This is a genomic window from Photorhabdus machadonis, assembly GCF_052657765.1.
The window spans coordinates 2,695,359-2,709,930 of record NZ_CP199761.1 but is presented as its reverse complement, the minus strand read 5'-3'; the positions used below and the strand labels follow the sequence as shown (position 1 = coordinate 2,709,930).

The window sequence follows — 14,572 nt, the reverse complement described above, 5'->3', positions numbered from 1 at the left end:
AGATATAAAAATCATCTGAAAATATACCTGCCGGGTATATAAAACACTTTGCACTATCAACTTTAAAGGTTATCTAATTTTCAGGGGAAGATCAGAGAAAACCCCCGCCATCAAAATATCTGGTTTTTCAGGGAAATAGCATCTTGACGATAAACGGAAAAATGAACTCGGCACGGTTCAATCAGCGTACCAGCCGGGCTGTTAACAGACACGATACCAAGGCGCCCCTGAGCGTTAAGAAAAGAACGCTGTTTCGGGTACGCCAAGATTATTCATTCAAAGCTGTGGTATTTTAATCAAAGCAAAGGCTTTTCTCCTCTCTGCCACCAGCGTAATAGCAGTTTATCAATACCTTCCATTGCGCTACCAGTGAAACGCTCTACCATGCGTTTACGGCGTGTATAACTGACACCAATCACTTCACAGTGATCTATTTGAGTAATTAACAGATCATCACTGACACCAATTTCGTCAATCAACCCTTTTTCTTTCGCCTGTGTGCCATACCAATATTCGCCTGTAGCGACACTTTCCACATCAAGCAATGGACGATGTGTATGAATAAACGCTTTGAACAATTCGTGAGTCTGATTGAGGTCTTCCTGGAATTTTTTCCGGCCTTGCTCTGTATTCTCCCCTAAAAAAGTCAATGTACGTTTATATTCACCAGCCGTATGCAGTTCTACATCAATATCATTTTTCTTCAATAACTTATGAATATTTGGGATCTGAGCGACCACCCCAATAGAACCAATAATGGCAAATGGCGCGGCAACAATACGATCAGCAACACAAGCCATCATATAGCCACCACTGGCAGCCACTTTATCTACGACGACCGTCAAGCGGACACCTTTCTGACGCAGACGGCCAAGCTGGGAAGCGGCAAGTCCGTAACCATGAACCATTCCACCGGGGCTTTCAAGACGCAGTAAGACTTCATCTTTTGCATCTGCCACTGCCAGAATCGCGCTAATCTCTTCACGTAGTGAATCCACTTCATGTGCATCCATACTGCCTTTAAAATCCAGCACATAGAGACAAGGCTTCTGTAATCCTTTCTGCCCTGTCTTAGCCTCACTCTTCTTCTGCTTGGATTCAAGCTTTTGCTGTTTATTAAACTCTTTCTGCCAGATTTTTCTTTCGGCTTCGGTCATGCGAGCCTGCTGCATTTGACGCTGTTTATTCCGGTATGATTCACCAAGATCTGTCAGTTTCAACTCACCTTTTGGCGAAGATTTCCGCATTCCCACACCAATGCCAAATATAGCCAAGGCAATAACGGCCAACACCAGCGTTATTACTTTGGCTAAAAACAACCCGTAAAGAGATAAATACTCCACAAAACCCACCTTTGTCTTCTGATAATTAATATTTTTCATTCTAACTAAAAACAGATATTAACGCCTGCAATGTTTCACCATTTACTTCTTAAGCAATCAGCCTTTACAAATTTGACTCAATATATCAATTTCTGTTTTGATAGCCTGAACTGCCTCCGGCGGTAACAAATCGCTCTATCAATAACAGGAAATCTTCAAATGTTACATTACCAACCTAAACATGACCTCCTACAGCAACGTATTATTCTGGTTACAGGCGCTGGAGATGGGATTGGTCGTGAAGTGGCTTTGACTTATGCCCGTTATGGAGCACAAATGATCTTACTTGGCAGAACCACGCACAAACTGGAAGCCGTCAAAAAAGAGATAGAACAAGCAGGTGGCGCCCCTGTCGTTATTTACACCATGGATCTACTCACTATCACAGCCGAAGGATGTAAAACATTCGCTGACGATTTAACGAAACATTATCCGCGTCTGGATGGTGTATTGCATAACGCCGGATTACTGGGTGCCGTCGCGCCAATGGCAGAACAGCCGGTTCAGTTATGGCACGATGTTATGCAAATCAACGTCAATGCAACCTTTATGTTAACTCAAGCATTGCTTCCGCTATTATTGAAATCCCCCCATGGATCATTAATCTTTACCAGTTCAAGCGTTGGCCGTGAAGGTCGTAGTGGTTGGGGAGCTTATTCTGCATCTAAATTTGCGACCGAAGGCATGATGCAAGTTTTAGCGGAAGAATATAAACACAGCTCTTTACGCGTTAATTGCATCAACCCTGGTGGCACACGCACAAATATGCGTGCCAACGCATTCCCTAACGAAAATTCTGCTAAACTGAAAACACCGGCGGATATTATGCCGCTGTATCTTTATCTCATGGGCAGCGACAGTCTGCGTAAAACAGGCATCAGTTTTGATGCGCAACCCGGACGCAAAGCAGGACCAGCCGAATAATGACAATCAATGACAACCAGCACCAAAAAAGGCAACAACGCCTGAAAGAAAAAGTGGATTCCCGTATTGAAGCCGCCCAGTTAGAGCGGGGAATTTTCATCGTTTTTACTGGCAATGGTAAAGGCAAAACCACTGCGGCTTTTGGCACAGTGACCCGTGCGGTAGGTCATGGGCTACGTGCCGGTGTTATCCAATTTATAAAAGGTCAATGGGAGAATGGCGAGAAAAACCTGCTGGAACAGCATGGTGTGAATTTCCATGTTATGGCGACAGGTTTTACCTGGGAAACCCAAAGCCGGGAAACAGACACCGTAGCCTGCCATCAGGTATGGCGTCATGCGCTAGAGATGCTGGCTGATCCTGATTTAGATCTGGTTGTACTGGACGAACTGACTTATATGGTGAGTTACGGCTATCTTCCTCTTGAAGAGGTTATTACCGCCCTGAAACACCGGCCAGAACACCAATCCGTTATTATTACCGGTCGTGGTTGCCACCGTGAGTTATTGGAAATGGCCGATACCGTCACAGAGATGCGCCCGATAAAACATGCTTTTGATGCCGGCATTAAGGCACAGAAAGGCATCGACTGGTAAAAAAAGGAAAAAGGCCCCGTGATTACACGAGGCCAGCAAAGCCCATAGAAATAGAAATTAACGACCTTTTGGTGCAGTTAGACGCCCCGTGTTCTGACGGGAGCTACCCGGACGCTTTCCTGCCGATGGACGTGATGTCCCCTGAGTATGACGTTTAACCGCACGGCGGATTTGGTTAGCTTTAAGACGGCGTTGATCACGTTCAACTGCCACTTTGGAAACCATCTCTTCATTCAAACCCACTAATTGGCGCAAATAGTTAGTCTGCTCCAGACCAAGTTCTGTCCAGCCGCCGCGTGGTAAACCTTTTGGCAAACTAATATCACCATAACGCACACGAATAAGGCGGCTTACCTGTACACCCACAGCCTCCCAAAGACGACGAACCTCACGGTTGCGTCCTTCTGTCAGCGTGACGTTATACCACTGGTTCATTCCTTCACCGCCTTTGAACGCGACAGTACAGAATGATGCCGGACCATCTTCCAGTTGAATTCCCTTAGTCAGTTGTTTCAGTTTGGCATCATCAACTTCGCCAAAAACACGAACAGCATATTCGCGCTCAACTTCCCGACTTGGATGCATCAAACGGTTCGCCAACTCACCATCCGTGGTAAACAGCAACAAACCACAGGTATTCACATCCAAACGCCCAACCGCTATCCAGCGGGAACCCAGTAGCTTAGGCAGACGATCAAAAACGGTTGGCCGCCCTTCTGGATCATGGCGGGTGCAAAGTTCACCTTCTGGTTTGTAATAAGCCAGAACACGGCAAACCTCTTTTTGTGGTTCTTTGATATTTAATATCCGGCCATCAAGGCGGATTTTTGTGGAGGGCTGAACTTCAATGCGATCACCTAAAGTGGCAATCTTGCCGTCAACACTGACGCGCCCCTGTTGAATATAACCTTCTACTTCGCGACGGGAACCGTGGCCGGAACGCGCGAGAATTTTCTGTAACTTTTCAGATTTTTGTGTCTTACCGCTCATTGAGCAACCTCTGCTGTCGCCTTCACAGGCGTCGTGTTATATATCAATCAATACGTCACATTAGAAAAAAATTATAACAAATTGATTTTAATCAATTTTTTAACATGGAGTGTTAGAAAACAGGTCATACACTCCAGTCCGTGGCCGGGCATTCTACACTAATTTTGGAATCAATGATTCTAATAAATATGCCTGATTATCACTCACACCGAAAAATGAGTTTGTTTTTCTATAGGAAAAATAAATCTTATTTTGATAATGTTGCTTTTGAAAACTGAGGACTCCCGTGAGCGGCTTTGTGGTAAAAGATCTGATCACACCTCAGGCATTTAGTTCCCTTCTCATTCGTTTTTCTTAGGCAGCCTAAAGTCGTCTTTGATGAAATACGCCAGGCTGCATAGGCAAGTGTTGCATTTAATAGTTGAATACGCGAAATTTCAATTCAATAAAAAAATATAAAGCCAGTGTATAATATACTGGCTTTATATAGACACTAAAAATAATTACTGCTTAACCTATAAAAATGGCGTTACATTCCCGGCACCTTCACGTATTACAACCGGCGTATCCTCAGTCAAATCAATTACCGTTGTAGGCTGCTGTCCTAAATAACCACCGTGAATAATCAGATCAACCAATTTACCCAAATTATCTTTAATCTCTTCCGGATCAGATTCAGCAAAATCATTCCCCGGTAAAATGAGACTGGTAGACATCAGTGGTTCACCCACTTGTTCAAGAAGAGCCAACGCAATTGGATTCGATGGAACACGCAGCCCAATGGTTTTCCGCTTATCATTCATTAAACGACGAGGCACTTCTTTGGTCGCCCGTAAAATAAAGGTGTAATTACCTGGCGTATTATTCTTAATCAGTCGAAAAGCCGAATTATCAACATAAGCATAGGTCGATATCTCTGATAAGTCACGACACATTAAGGTGAAATTATGATTACTGTCCAACTGACGAATACGACATATCCGAGTCATCGAATCTTTATCTTCCAGACGGCAACCAATCGCATAACCGGAATCAGTTGGATAAACCACGACCCCACCTTTTTTGAACACATCCACACTTTGCCCTATTAAGCGTGGCTGCGGATTATCAGGATGAATATAAAAAAACTGGCTCATAAATTACCTCTTAATTTTATGCAGCCCCTACAGTGACCAGTTGCGCCATATTGGTACCACATCACCGGGTAACCACAATTTACGCCCTAACTCTATCCATGAACAAGGCTGGTGAAAATCAGAACCTAACGATGCCATCAAATCATACTCCCGTGACAATTGACCGAGATGTTTCCGCTCATTAGGCGCCTGCCGACACTGTGCAACCTCCATTGCATCACCACCATGTTGCTTAAACCAGACAATCAAACGTTTCAACCATTTGGCAGATAAATCATATCGCCCCGGATGTGCAATCACTGCCTGTCCGCCTGATTGATGAATGACATCAATAGCTTGTTCAATTGTACACCATTGCGGTGGAACGTATCCGGTTTTTCCCTTTGCCAGATACTTCTTAAATACTTTCGCAATAGTCGGCTCTTTACCGATTTCTATTAAATAGCGGGCAAAATGGCTCCGCGTCACCTGACCACCATTTGCTAACTGACTTGCTCCTGCCCAAGCATCGGGAATACCCGCCTTTGCCAGCCTGTGACCTATTTTAATTCCGCGCTCTTTCCTGAGTTCAGCCTGTTTGCCCAACAATTCAGTCATTGCAGCTGCCTGAATATCTATATTCAGACCCACAATGTGAATCTCCATATTTTCCCACAGGGTAGATATTTCAACACCGGGTATTAATTTCAAGGGCAGATGATGATTGCAGATATGTTCATGGGCCAGAGAAATAGCATCTGTCGTATCATGATCAGTCACTGCCAATACATTGACTCCCATTGCCACCGCCCGTTCAACCAACTCTGATGGTGAAAGTGAACCATCCGATGCTGTCGTATGGCTATGAAGATCATAAATTGTCACCAAGTCAGTGGTCGAATTTGTCATTATTCCTTTTCCTGCTCGAATAGATTAGAACATACGACCGGCTAGCTTAACGGTAAATGGCGATGTTTTATAGAAAAGAACTGTATTCAGCCCTAAAATACAGGGCTGAATATTATCATTTTAAGAGGTAAGAAATTTCATACTTCTTTCTATAAGGCAGAAATGTCCCGGAATGAATATCCGTATTAGCACTTTCCTTAGGTAATCCCACATTGCGGGCAGTACCTAAATCACCATAAGGATCAAGAGGAACAATATGACTTTCAGTAATTTTGATGTCACTCTGGCTATTCCAACCCTCTGCAACTTCCTTGATCTTCTTTCCTTTAACACCAGTGTCACCGTAAATACCCAAGAAGCTGAAGATTAACTTATCATAGGCGGTGATATTGATAATGCTTAAGTCAAATCCTCTTCCCCGATCACTCTCCTCTTCATTTTTACCATCCAAGCGGGCATCATATTGGCACCAATCAGTTCTATAAGTATTCAGAGGTAGATTCACATAATAAGTGCAACATCGTTTAACTGTATCAAGATGTAAATTTTAAATAACACAATATGTCAGAGCGTTGAATATTACTTCTCATAGTAATATCAGTTAAACCTCTTTTTTCATATGCAGCTATAAAAATTGATTACCTATTCTCGCCATTTATCTATTGACTCAATAAAAATCCAGCCAATCATTTTTTTAACCAAAATTTACTACAGATAAATGCTGTTTTTAATGAAATCAAATTGACATGTTTAATATTATTAAATATGCATAATAGCGATATCATAAAATGATAATATTAGTTATTTATGACAGTAAAATAATAAATTCATTAATATTAAGGTCTTCTATTACCCAACCAATCGACAAAAATTTAATAGAATTTTTTTCATAAAATTCTTGACACACCAACATCGTTCCAGTTTACTAGTACGAGAGAAATGGCAATATTATCTATATTTAATGCGAAAGAGGCACTGAAAATGACTGTATTTATGATATCTATCCGTTGGTGGCACAACTTCCCATTAAGGGCGGCATGGTCACGCACATAAATCAACAGTGCCAAATTACCAAAACCCGCCAAAAAAGGCGGGTTTTTTTATATGCATAATTCATAATCAGGACGAAAAAATGACGGATAAACAACCAAAATTCACAGTCATTGAGCAGGAAACAACTTATCAGTCCGATCCTGCACAGCTATTCAATCAACTCTGTAGTAAGCGATCGGCAACGTTATTGCTGGAATCTGCGGAAATTAACAGTAAAAAAAGCTTGAGAAGCCTGTTAATCATCGACAGTGCTTTGCGTATCAGCGCAAACGGCAATCAGGTCACTTTTGACGCCTTGACAGAAAATGGCCAAAATTTATTACCGGTTTTGGTCAAAAAATTTCCCAGCAACGTCCAATCTGAAATGACACACGATTCTCTTCAATTGATCTTTCCACCAATCAATCACAATATGATAGATGAAGATAGTCGCCTGAAAGCCATATCTGTATTTGATGCACTACGAGCCCTTCTTTCTCTGGCAGAATTGCCATCACAATACGAATTACCATCACAAGACAATGCAGAAGCAATATTCGTTGGCGGCCTTTTCTCCTACGACCTGGTCGCCGGATTTGAGCCGTTACCCACAGTGAAAACCGTTCAACGTTGTCCTGATTTCTGTTTTTATCTGGCAGAAACTTTAATGGTGATCGACCATCAAAATAAAAATGCACGCCTGCAAATCAGCCTCTTTAGTCATTCGCCAGAAGAACAACAACGTCTCAAGCAACGATTAAAAACATTAGCGGAACTCATCACAGAACCCAAGCAACCAGTGAAAAAAATCTCTCTACCGACAATGAAAGTTTCATGCAATCAAGATGACAAGACATATGCAGAAATAGTGACACAATTGCAACAATACATCCGCCAGGGAGATATTTTTCAGGTAGTTCCATCACGGCGCTTTTCTCTGCCATGCCCAGCACCGCTTAATGCTTATCAAAAACTTAAACAACGCAATCCAAGTCCTTATATGTTTTTTATGCAGGATAAAGACTTCTGTCTGTTCGGCGCTTCCCCTGAAAGCGCACTGAAATATGATACGTCTAATCGTCAAATTGAGATTTATCCTATCGCCGGCACACGTCCCCGTGGGCGCAATGCTGCCGGAGAGTTGGATGCGGATCTGGACAGCCGAACTGAGCTGGAGATGCGTACAGATAACAAAGAATTAGCTGAACACTTGATGCTGGTTGATTTAGCTCGTAACGATTTGGCCCGTATTTGTGAACCCGGCAGCCGCTATGTCGCTGATTTGACAAAAGTCGATCGTTACTCTTTTGTCATGCATCTGGTTTCCCGTGTGGTCGGGACATTACGCCATGACTTGGATATTTTCCATGCTTATCAAGCTTGTATGAATATGGGGACACTTACCGGTGCACCGAAAGTTCGGGCAATGCAACTTATCGCCCATTACGAAAATGAACGTCGTGGCAGCTACGGTGGCGCTGTCGGTTATTTCACCGGCAAAGGTGATATGGATAATTGTATCGTCATCCGCTCCGCTTACGTGGAAGATGGCATAGCGACGATTCAGGCTGGCGCTGGCGTAGTCTTGGATTCCGTTCCTTTGGCAGAAGCTGAAGAAACTTGCAACAAAGCAAGAGCCGTCATTCATGCAATTGCTGAAGCACATCAGGCAGAGGAGATTTTCTGATGGCGAATATTCTCCTGCTCGATAACGTGGATTCATTCACCTATAACCTCGTCGATCAATTACGCAATAAAGGTCATCAGGTTGTTATCTATCGCAATACCGTTGCAACTGACATCATTATGCAGCAATTCAAAGTACTGCTTTCACCGTTACTGATGCTTTCACCGGGGCCAGGTAAACCTTCTGATGCGGGCTGTATGCCTGAATTACTTGAAAAAATAATCGGCAAAATTCCGGTGATCGGCATCTGTCTTGGCCATCAGGCAATTATTGAAGCCTATGGTGGAAACATATCTGCCGCTGATGAAATCCTGCACGGCAAAGCCTCTTTGGCAAAACATGATAATCAGGCTATGTTCGCTGATCTGGAAAATCCTTTGCCCGTTGCCCGTTATCACTCTTTGTCGGGTTGCAGAATTCCATCTGAATTGACGATTTCTGCCCGTTGTGGCGACACTGTTATGGCGGTTCGCCACGACAAACATAAGGTTTGCGGGTTCCAGTTCCATCCAGAATCTATTCTCACAACACATGGCACCAGATTACTCGAACAAACTCTGGCCTGGGCACTGAATTAAAAAGGAGGTATAAAAATGCAGTCTATTTTCGACAAATTGTTCAGTGCGCAGATACTGACACAACAAGAAAGTCAGCAACTGTTTTCCGCCATAATTCAAGGAAAATTAAGTGAGTCACAACTCGCGGCGGTCCTTATCAGTATGAAATTGCGCGGGGAGCAGCCACAGGAGATCGCCGGTGCCGCACAGGCGTTACTAGCAAATGCCCTGCCATTTCCGAGGCCGGACTACACGTTCTGCGATATTGTCGGAACAGGGGGCGATGGTACTAACAGCATCAATATTTCAACCGCCAGTGCATTTGTCGCAGCAGCTTGTCATATTAAAGTTGCCAAACATGGTAACCGCAGTGTTTCCAGCCGTTCCGGTTCATCTGATTTGCTGGCGGCATTTGGTATAACGCTTGATATCAGCGCAGAATGTGCCCGTAGCGCCTTGGATGAAATCGGCATCTGTTTTCTGTTTGCGCCGCAATATCATATTGGATTCCGCCATGCGATACCTGTACGTCAGCAACTGAAAACCCGGACGCTGTTCAATGTATTAGGCCCTCTGATTAATCCTGCCCGTCCGCCGTTGGCATTAATTGGCGTTTACAGCCCTGAGCTAGTTGGGCCCATTGCCCGTACCTTGCAAGTCTTGGGCTATCAACGAGCAGCAGTTGTTCACAGTGGTGGAATGGATGAAGTTGCCCTGCATGCACCAACCATCGTTGCAGAACTTAATGATGGAGAAATTGCCCATTATCAATTAAATGCTGAAGATTTTGGTTTACAAAGCCATCCAATATCGGCATTAAAGGGGGGGGCACCGGAAGAAAACCGTGAAATCCTCAGTTTATTGTTACAGGGCCGGGGTAAGAAAACCCATGCTGATGCCGTTGCCGCTAATGTTGCCCTGCTGATGAAAATTCATGGACAAGAAAATTTACGTCATAACACTCAACAAGCTCTTGAAACCATTCACAGTGGTCTGGCTTATGAACGAGTCACCGCACTTGCCGCAAGGAGTTAATGATGCAACCTACCGTTTTACAGAAAATTGTTAATGACAAAGCCGAATATCTGATTAAGCGTAAGCAACAACAACCTTTGGAAAGCTTTATTGATTCTATTGTTGCCAGCCAGCGTAGTTTTTATCAGGCGCTGAACAGTGAACAGACTGTTTTTATTCTGGAGTGTAAAAAGGCATCGCCTTCAAAAGGACTTATCCGCCAGGATTTTGATCCCATCCAGATAGCAAAAACTTATCAACCTTATGCTGCCGCAATTTCAGTATTAACGGATAAAAAATATTTTCAAGGCAGCTATGATTTTCTCCGGCTGGTGAGTGATGCTGTTCATCAGCCGGTATTGTGCAAAGATTTTATTATCGATCCTTATCAAGTTTATCTCGCTCGTTATTATCAGGCAGATGCAATTCTGCTGATGCTGTCCGTTCTTGACGATCAACAATATATTATGCTGTCTGAACTTGCTCATCGTTTAAATATGGGAATACTGACTGAGGTGAGTTCAGAAAAAGAACGGATCAGAGCTATCACATTAAAAGCCAAAATCATCGGTATCAATAACCGTGATCTCAGAGATCTTTCTATAGATTTAAACCGCACCAGACAACTTGCACCACAGTTACCGGAAGGAACGATTGTTATCAGCGAGTCAGGTATCCACCAACATCAGCAAATTCGTGAACTCAGCCATTACGCCAAAGGTTTTCTAATTGGTAGCGCTTTGATGTCCCAGTCCAATCTGGATCTGGCATTACGTCAACTGATTCTGGGAGAAAATAAAGTCTGTGGATTGACCCGTCCACAAGATGCTAAAGCGGCATTACAAGCAGGGGCTGTTTATGGTGGTTTGATATTTGTTGAGCATTCTCTGCGTAGAATTAATATCGAACAAGCTCAACAAATCATCAATGCGGCTGCTCTCAAATATGTGGGGGTATTTCAAAATCAATCATCTGCATTTATCAATCATACCGCCCGTACTCTGTCTCTCGCAGCGGTGCAATTACATGGGGCAGAAGGCGAAGTTTATATTGAAGAACTGCGGAAATTATTGCCTGAAAACTGCCAAATTTGGAAAGCGATTGATATGTCGAAAGATTCATTTCACGCTAAAACCGGAAATATTGATCGGTATCTGCTTGATAATGGCCAAGGCGGAACCTGCAAAAGTTTCGACTGGCAATTACTTGAAAAACAATCACTCGACAATGTGATGTTGGCAGGTGGATTAAATGAAGAAAATTGCCAACAGGCAGCAAAATATGGCTGTTGCGGGCTTGATTTTAACTCTGGTGTTGAAAGCGCACCGGGTATTAAAAGCAGCCATAAATTAAGCAAAGTGTTTCAGCGTCTACGTAGCTACCAATAAACAGCGATTCTTTGATTAATGGACAAACAGAATAATGAGTAAACTTAACCCCTATTTTGGTGATTTCGGTGGACAATTTGTGCCACAGATCCTTATTCCCGCCCTTGAACAATTAGAAGCGGCATTTATTGATGCTCAACAAGATCCTGAATTCCAGCAAGAATTTCAGGATCTACTGAAAAACTATGCAGGCAGACCAACGGCATTAACTCTATGCCGTAATTTGACTAAAGGCACTAAAACCCGCCTTTATCTGAAACGAGAAGATCTATTACACGGCGGCGCTCATAAAACCAATCAGGTACTGGGTCAGGCATTACTGGCGAAACGCATGGGCAAAAATGAAATTATTGCGGAAACCGGTGCCGGCCAGCATGGTGTGGCAACAGCCCTTACCTGTGCACTTTTAAATATGAAATGCCGCATTTATATGGGCGCTAAAGATGTGGAACGCCAATCCCCTAATGTCTTCCGCATGCGTCTGATGGGAGCCGAAGTTATCCCGGTCTACAGCGGCTCTGCAACTCTAAAAGATGCCTGCAATGAAGCACTGCGTGACTGGTCTGGCAGCTATGATAAGGCTCACTATTTGTTAGGTACCGCCGCTGGCCCACATCCCTATCCAACCATCGTTCGGGAGTTCCAACGTATGATTGGCGAAGAAGCCAAATCCCAGATTCTGGCAAAAGAGGGGCGTCTGCCTGATGCTGTGCTGGCCTGCGTTGGTGGTGGCTCCAATGCCATTGGCATGTTTGCCGAGTTTATTCCTGAAACATCAGTACGCTTGATTGGTATTGAACCCGCGGGACACGGTATCGAAACGGGCAAACATGGCGCCCCACTGAAACATGGCGAATTAGGTATCTATTTTGGTATGAAATCACCCATGATGCAGACAGATGAAGGCCAGATTGAAGAGTCTTACTCTATTTCAGCCGGCCTGGATTTCCCTTCTGTCGGCCCTCAACATGCCTATCTGAACAGTATTGGCCGGGCTGACTATTTTTCCATCACTGATGATGAAGCGTTAGCGGCATTCAAAACACTTTCTCGTGAGGAAGGCATTATTCCAGCTCTCGAATCCTCTCATGCGTTGGCTTATGCTTTGAAAATGATCCATCAAGCGCCTGATAAAGAGCAATTACTGATCGTCAATCTATCCGGTCGCGGTGATAAAGACATATTTACTGTCCATGATATTTTAAAATCCAGGGGGGAAATCTGATGGAACGTTATGAACAGCTATTTAAACAATTGGCAAACCGTAAGCAAGGTGCTTTCGTCCCCTTTGTCACACTAGGTGATCCAAACCCGGCATTATCATTGGAAATTATCGACGCACTGATTGCAGGTGGTGCTGATGCCCTTGAGTTAAGTATTCCTTTTTCTGATCCGCTGGCTGATGGCCCGACAATTCAGAATGCCAATCTGCGTGCTTTCTCCTCAAATGTTACCCCCACTCTTTGTTTTGAACTATTGGCAAAAATTCGGACAAAATATCCTGATATTCCCATTGGTTTATTGATGTATGCCAACCTGATTTTTCACAATGGCATAGACGAGTTTTATCGCCGCTGCAAAGACGCAGATGTTGATTCTGTATTAGTTGCAGATGTTCCTGTATCAGAATCACGGCCATTCCGTACCGCAGCGATGAAATATGGTATTGCCCCTATCTTTATTTGCCCTCCGAATGCGGAAGATGAATTATTACGTGAAATCGCCTCTTATGGCCGGGGATATACCTATTTATTATCCCGAGCAGGCGTTACCGGCACAGAACGACGCGCTGAACATCCTTTAAATCATTTGGTCAATAAGTTGCGGGAATATCATGCTTCACCACCATTACAGGGATTTGGTATTTCAGAACCTACACAGATAAAAGAAACGTTAGCAAATGGTGCAGCTGGTGCAATTTCCGGATCTGCCGTAATCAAAATTATTGAAGAAAATCTTTCTCAACCAGAAATAATGCTGAAAAAACTCACTGAATTTGTATCAAAAATGAAATCTGCAACGCAACGTTAGCATAAAAAATGGGGCAAAATCTGCCCCATTTTTTCATATCAAACAAGTTATGATTAAAACAAACGCGATCCTTATCAGAAGTGATAACCGACACCAAACATAAATACCCACGGATCAAGCCGGGTATCAACTTTATGGCTCTGGTCACCTGCTTTGAATTTCACGTCAGTTTCAATGTTCACCCACCATACAGACGCGTTTAACATCCAGTTCTGATCTAACTCAAAATCTAAACCAACATGCCCGGCAACACCCCAGGAATCTTTCAGATCCAGACTGTGTAAATTATTGCCTTTAACAGCATCATTACCATTGAATTTTTCGTTAAAGAAAGTGGTATAGTTCAAACCAACACCAATATAAGGGCGGAAATTACTTTCTTTAGAGCCGAAATAGTATTGCGCCATTAATGTCGGTGGCAGACTCTTTATTTTGGCAATATTACCAGCACCCGGTAAACTGACCTGGTGCTGGAAAGGTGTCCCAGCGAGTAATTCAATACCAATATTATCGGTAATCATATAACCGAAGGTTAAACCCATCTGGGTATTATTATCTGCACTAAGAGAGCCTACCCCTAATACATTATCAGACCCCGTATTAGGCCTTACTGTTGCAGTACCCGTGCGGAAAAGAAAATCACCCGCTTCATGAGCAAAAGCGAACGATGGTGCTAAAGTTGCCGCTGCTAATACAAATGCAGAAAGTTTTTTCATTATTCATTCCATTCCTGTGATTTAAAGTCAATAAAAATATAGCTATATATTTAAAATCATGATCCAAGATAGATCACATCTTTTAAATAATTTAATAAAAATCGTATATTTACGATATTATTATTTCAAACAGGAATTATTTTAAATTGACACAAATCAATATTTGTTATTAATTAATTGGATATTTTTTATATTTATATGTTAATTCAAATATTTTATCTGATTATATTT

General features: G+C 43.0%; 14 protein-coding genes and 1 other annotated feature. Of the genes, 8 read left to right on the top strand and 6 right to left on the bottom strand.

Going from position 1 to position 14,572, the window contains the following annotated elements; genetic code table 11:
• Window positions 1-296: 296 nt before the first annotated feature.
• Window positions 297-1,343, bottom strand: a complete 1,047-nt coding sequence (sohB, locus tag ACUN2T_RS12895) for a protease SohB (protein ID WP_445493428.1) — start codon at window positions 1,341-1,343, stop codon at window positions 297-299.
• Window positions 1,344-1,541: 198 nt separating this feature from the next.
• On the opposite strand from sohB, the gene ACUN2T_RS12890 reads away from it, so the two are divergent.
• Together ACUN2T_RS12890 and cobO are read left to right on the top strand one after the other, a co-directional pair.
• On the top strand, window positions 1,542-2,306 hold the full coding sequence (locus ACUN2T_RS12890; RefSeq protein WP_445493427.1) for a YciK family oxidoreductase: 765 nt from the start codon (window positions 1,542-1,544) through the stop codon (window positions 2,304-2,306).
• A complete protein-coding gene (cobO, locus tag ACUN2T_RS12885) occupies window positions 2,306-2,902 on the top strand; it encodes a cob(I)yrinic acid a,c-diamide adenosyltransferase (RefSeq protein ID WP_445493426.1) in 597 nt (198 codons plus the stop codon). Before ACUN2T_RS12890 ends, cobO begins: the two co-directional genes overlap by 1 nt.
• 57 nt (window positions 2,903-2,959) lie before the next feature.
• Here cobO and rluB read toward each other — a convergent pair whose 3' ends face one another.
• The 4 genes from rluB to ACUN2T_RS12865 form a co-directional block, all read right to left on the bottom strand.
• The gene (gene rluB, locus ACUN2T_RS12880; RefSeq protein WP_445493425.1) at window positions 2,960-3,892 is read right to left on the bottom strand and encodes a 23S rRNA pseudouridine(2605) synthase RluB; all 933 of its coding nucleotides are present in this window, start codon (window positions 3,890-3,892) and stop codon (window positions 2,960-2,962) included.
• A 515-nt stretch (window positions 3,893-4,407) separates the two neighbouring features.
• The gene (locus ACUN2T_RS12875) at window positions 4,408-5,028 is read right to left on the bottom strand and encodes an L-threonylcarbamoyladenylate synthase (RefSeq protein WP_445493424.1); all 621 of its coding nucleotides are present in this window, start codon (window positions 5,026-5,028) and stop codon (window positions 4,408-4,410) included.
• Window positions 5,029-5,055: 27 nt separating this feature from the next.
• Entirely contained in the window at window positions 5,056-5,916 is an 861-nt protein-coding gene (rnm, locus tag ACUN2T_RS12870; protein ID WP_445493423.1) for an RNase RNM, read from the bottom strand.
• A 115-nt stretch (window positions 5,917-6,031) separates the two neighbouring features.
• The gene (locus ACUN2T_RS12865) at window positions 6,032-6,367 is read right to left on the bottom strand and encodes a hypothetical protein (RefSeq protein WP_445493422.1); all 336 of its coding nucleotides are present in this window, start codon (window positions 6,365-6,367) and stop codon (window positions 6,032-6,034) included.
• Window positions 6,368-6,918: 551 nt separating this feature from the next.
• Window positions 6,919-7,020 (top strand) — a sequence feature (Trp leader region).
• 28 nt (window positions 7,021-7,048) lie between these two features.
• Between ACUN2T_RS12865 and ACUN2T_RS12860 the strand changes: the two genes are divergently transcribed.
• Genes ACUN2T_RS12860 through trpA form a run of 6 tightly spaced genes read left to right on the top strand, consistent with a single transcriptional unit; the run spans window position 7,049 to window position 13,625 of the window.
• Complete coding sequence (locus ACUN2T_RS12860) at window positions 7,049-8,635, top strand: anthranilate synthase component 1 (protein WP_445493421.1); 1,587 nt, start codon at window positions 7,049-7,051, stop codon at window positions 8,633-8,635.
• Window positions 8,635-9,213: a glutamine amidotransferase-related protein gene (locus ACUN2T_RS12855; protein WP_445493420.1), complete on the top strand. Its 579-nt coding sequence runs from the start codon at window positions 8,635-8,637 to the stop codon at window positions 9,211-9,213. The genes ACUN2T_RS12860 and ACUN2T_RS12855 overlap by 1 nt, the downstream gene beginning before the upstream one ends.
• Before the next feature lie 15 nt (window positions 9,214-9,228).
• Window positions 9,229-10,227 (top strand): anthranilate phosphoribosyltransferase, encoded by a 999-nt coding sequence (gene trpD / locus ACUN2T_RS12850; RefSeq protein WP_445493419.1) that lies wholly within the window; start codon window positions 9,229-9,231, stop codon window positions 10,225-10,227.
• 2 nt (window positions 10,228-10,229) lie between these two features.
• Window positions 10,230-11,594: a bifunctional indole-3-glycerol-phosphate synthase TrpC/phosphoribosylanthranilate isomerase TrpF gene (trpCF, locus tag ACUN2T_RS12845; RefSeq protein ID WP_445497871.1), complete on the top strand. Its 1,365-nt coding sequence runs from the start codon at window positions 10,230-10,232 to the stop codon at window positions 11,592-11,594.
• A gap of 34 nt (window positions 11,595-11,628) precedes the next feature.
• Window positions 11,629-12,819 (top strand): tryptophan synthase subunit beta, encoded by a 1,191-nt coding sequence (trpB, locus tag ACUN2T_RS12840; RefSeq protein ID WP_445493418.1) that lies wholly within the window; start codon window positions 11,629-11,631, stop codon window positions 12,817-12,819.
• Window positions 12,819-13,625, top strand: a complete 807-nt coding sequence (gene trpA, locus ACUN2T_RS12835) for a tryptophan synthase subunit alpha (protein ID WP_445493417.1) — start codon at window positions 12,819-12,821, stop codon at window positions 13,623-13,625. The genes trpB and trpA overlap by 1 nt, the downstream gene beginning before the upstream one ends.
• A 74-nt stretch (window positions 13,626-13,699) precedes the next feature.
• On the opposite strand, the gene ompW is transcribed toward trpA, so the two are convergent.
• Window positions 13,700-14,341, bottom strand: a complete 642-nt coding sequence (ompW, locus tag ACUN2T_RS12830; RefSeq protein WP_445493416.1) for an outer membrane protein OmpW — start codon at window positions 14,339-14,341, stop codon at window positions 13,700-13,702.
• Between the last annotated feature and the right edge of the window lie 231 nt (window positions 14,342-14,572).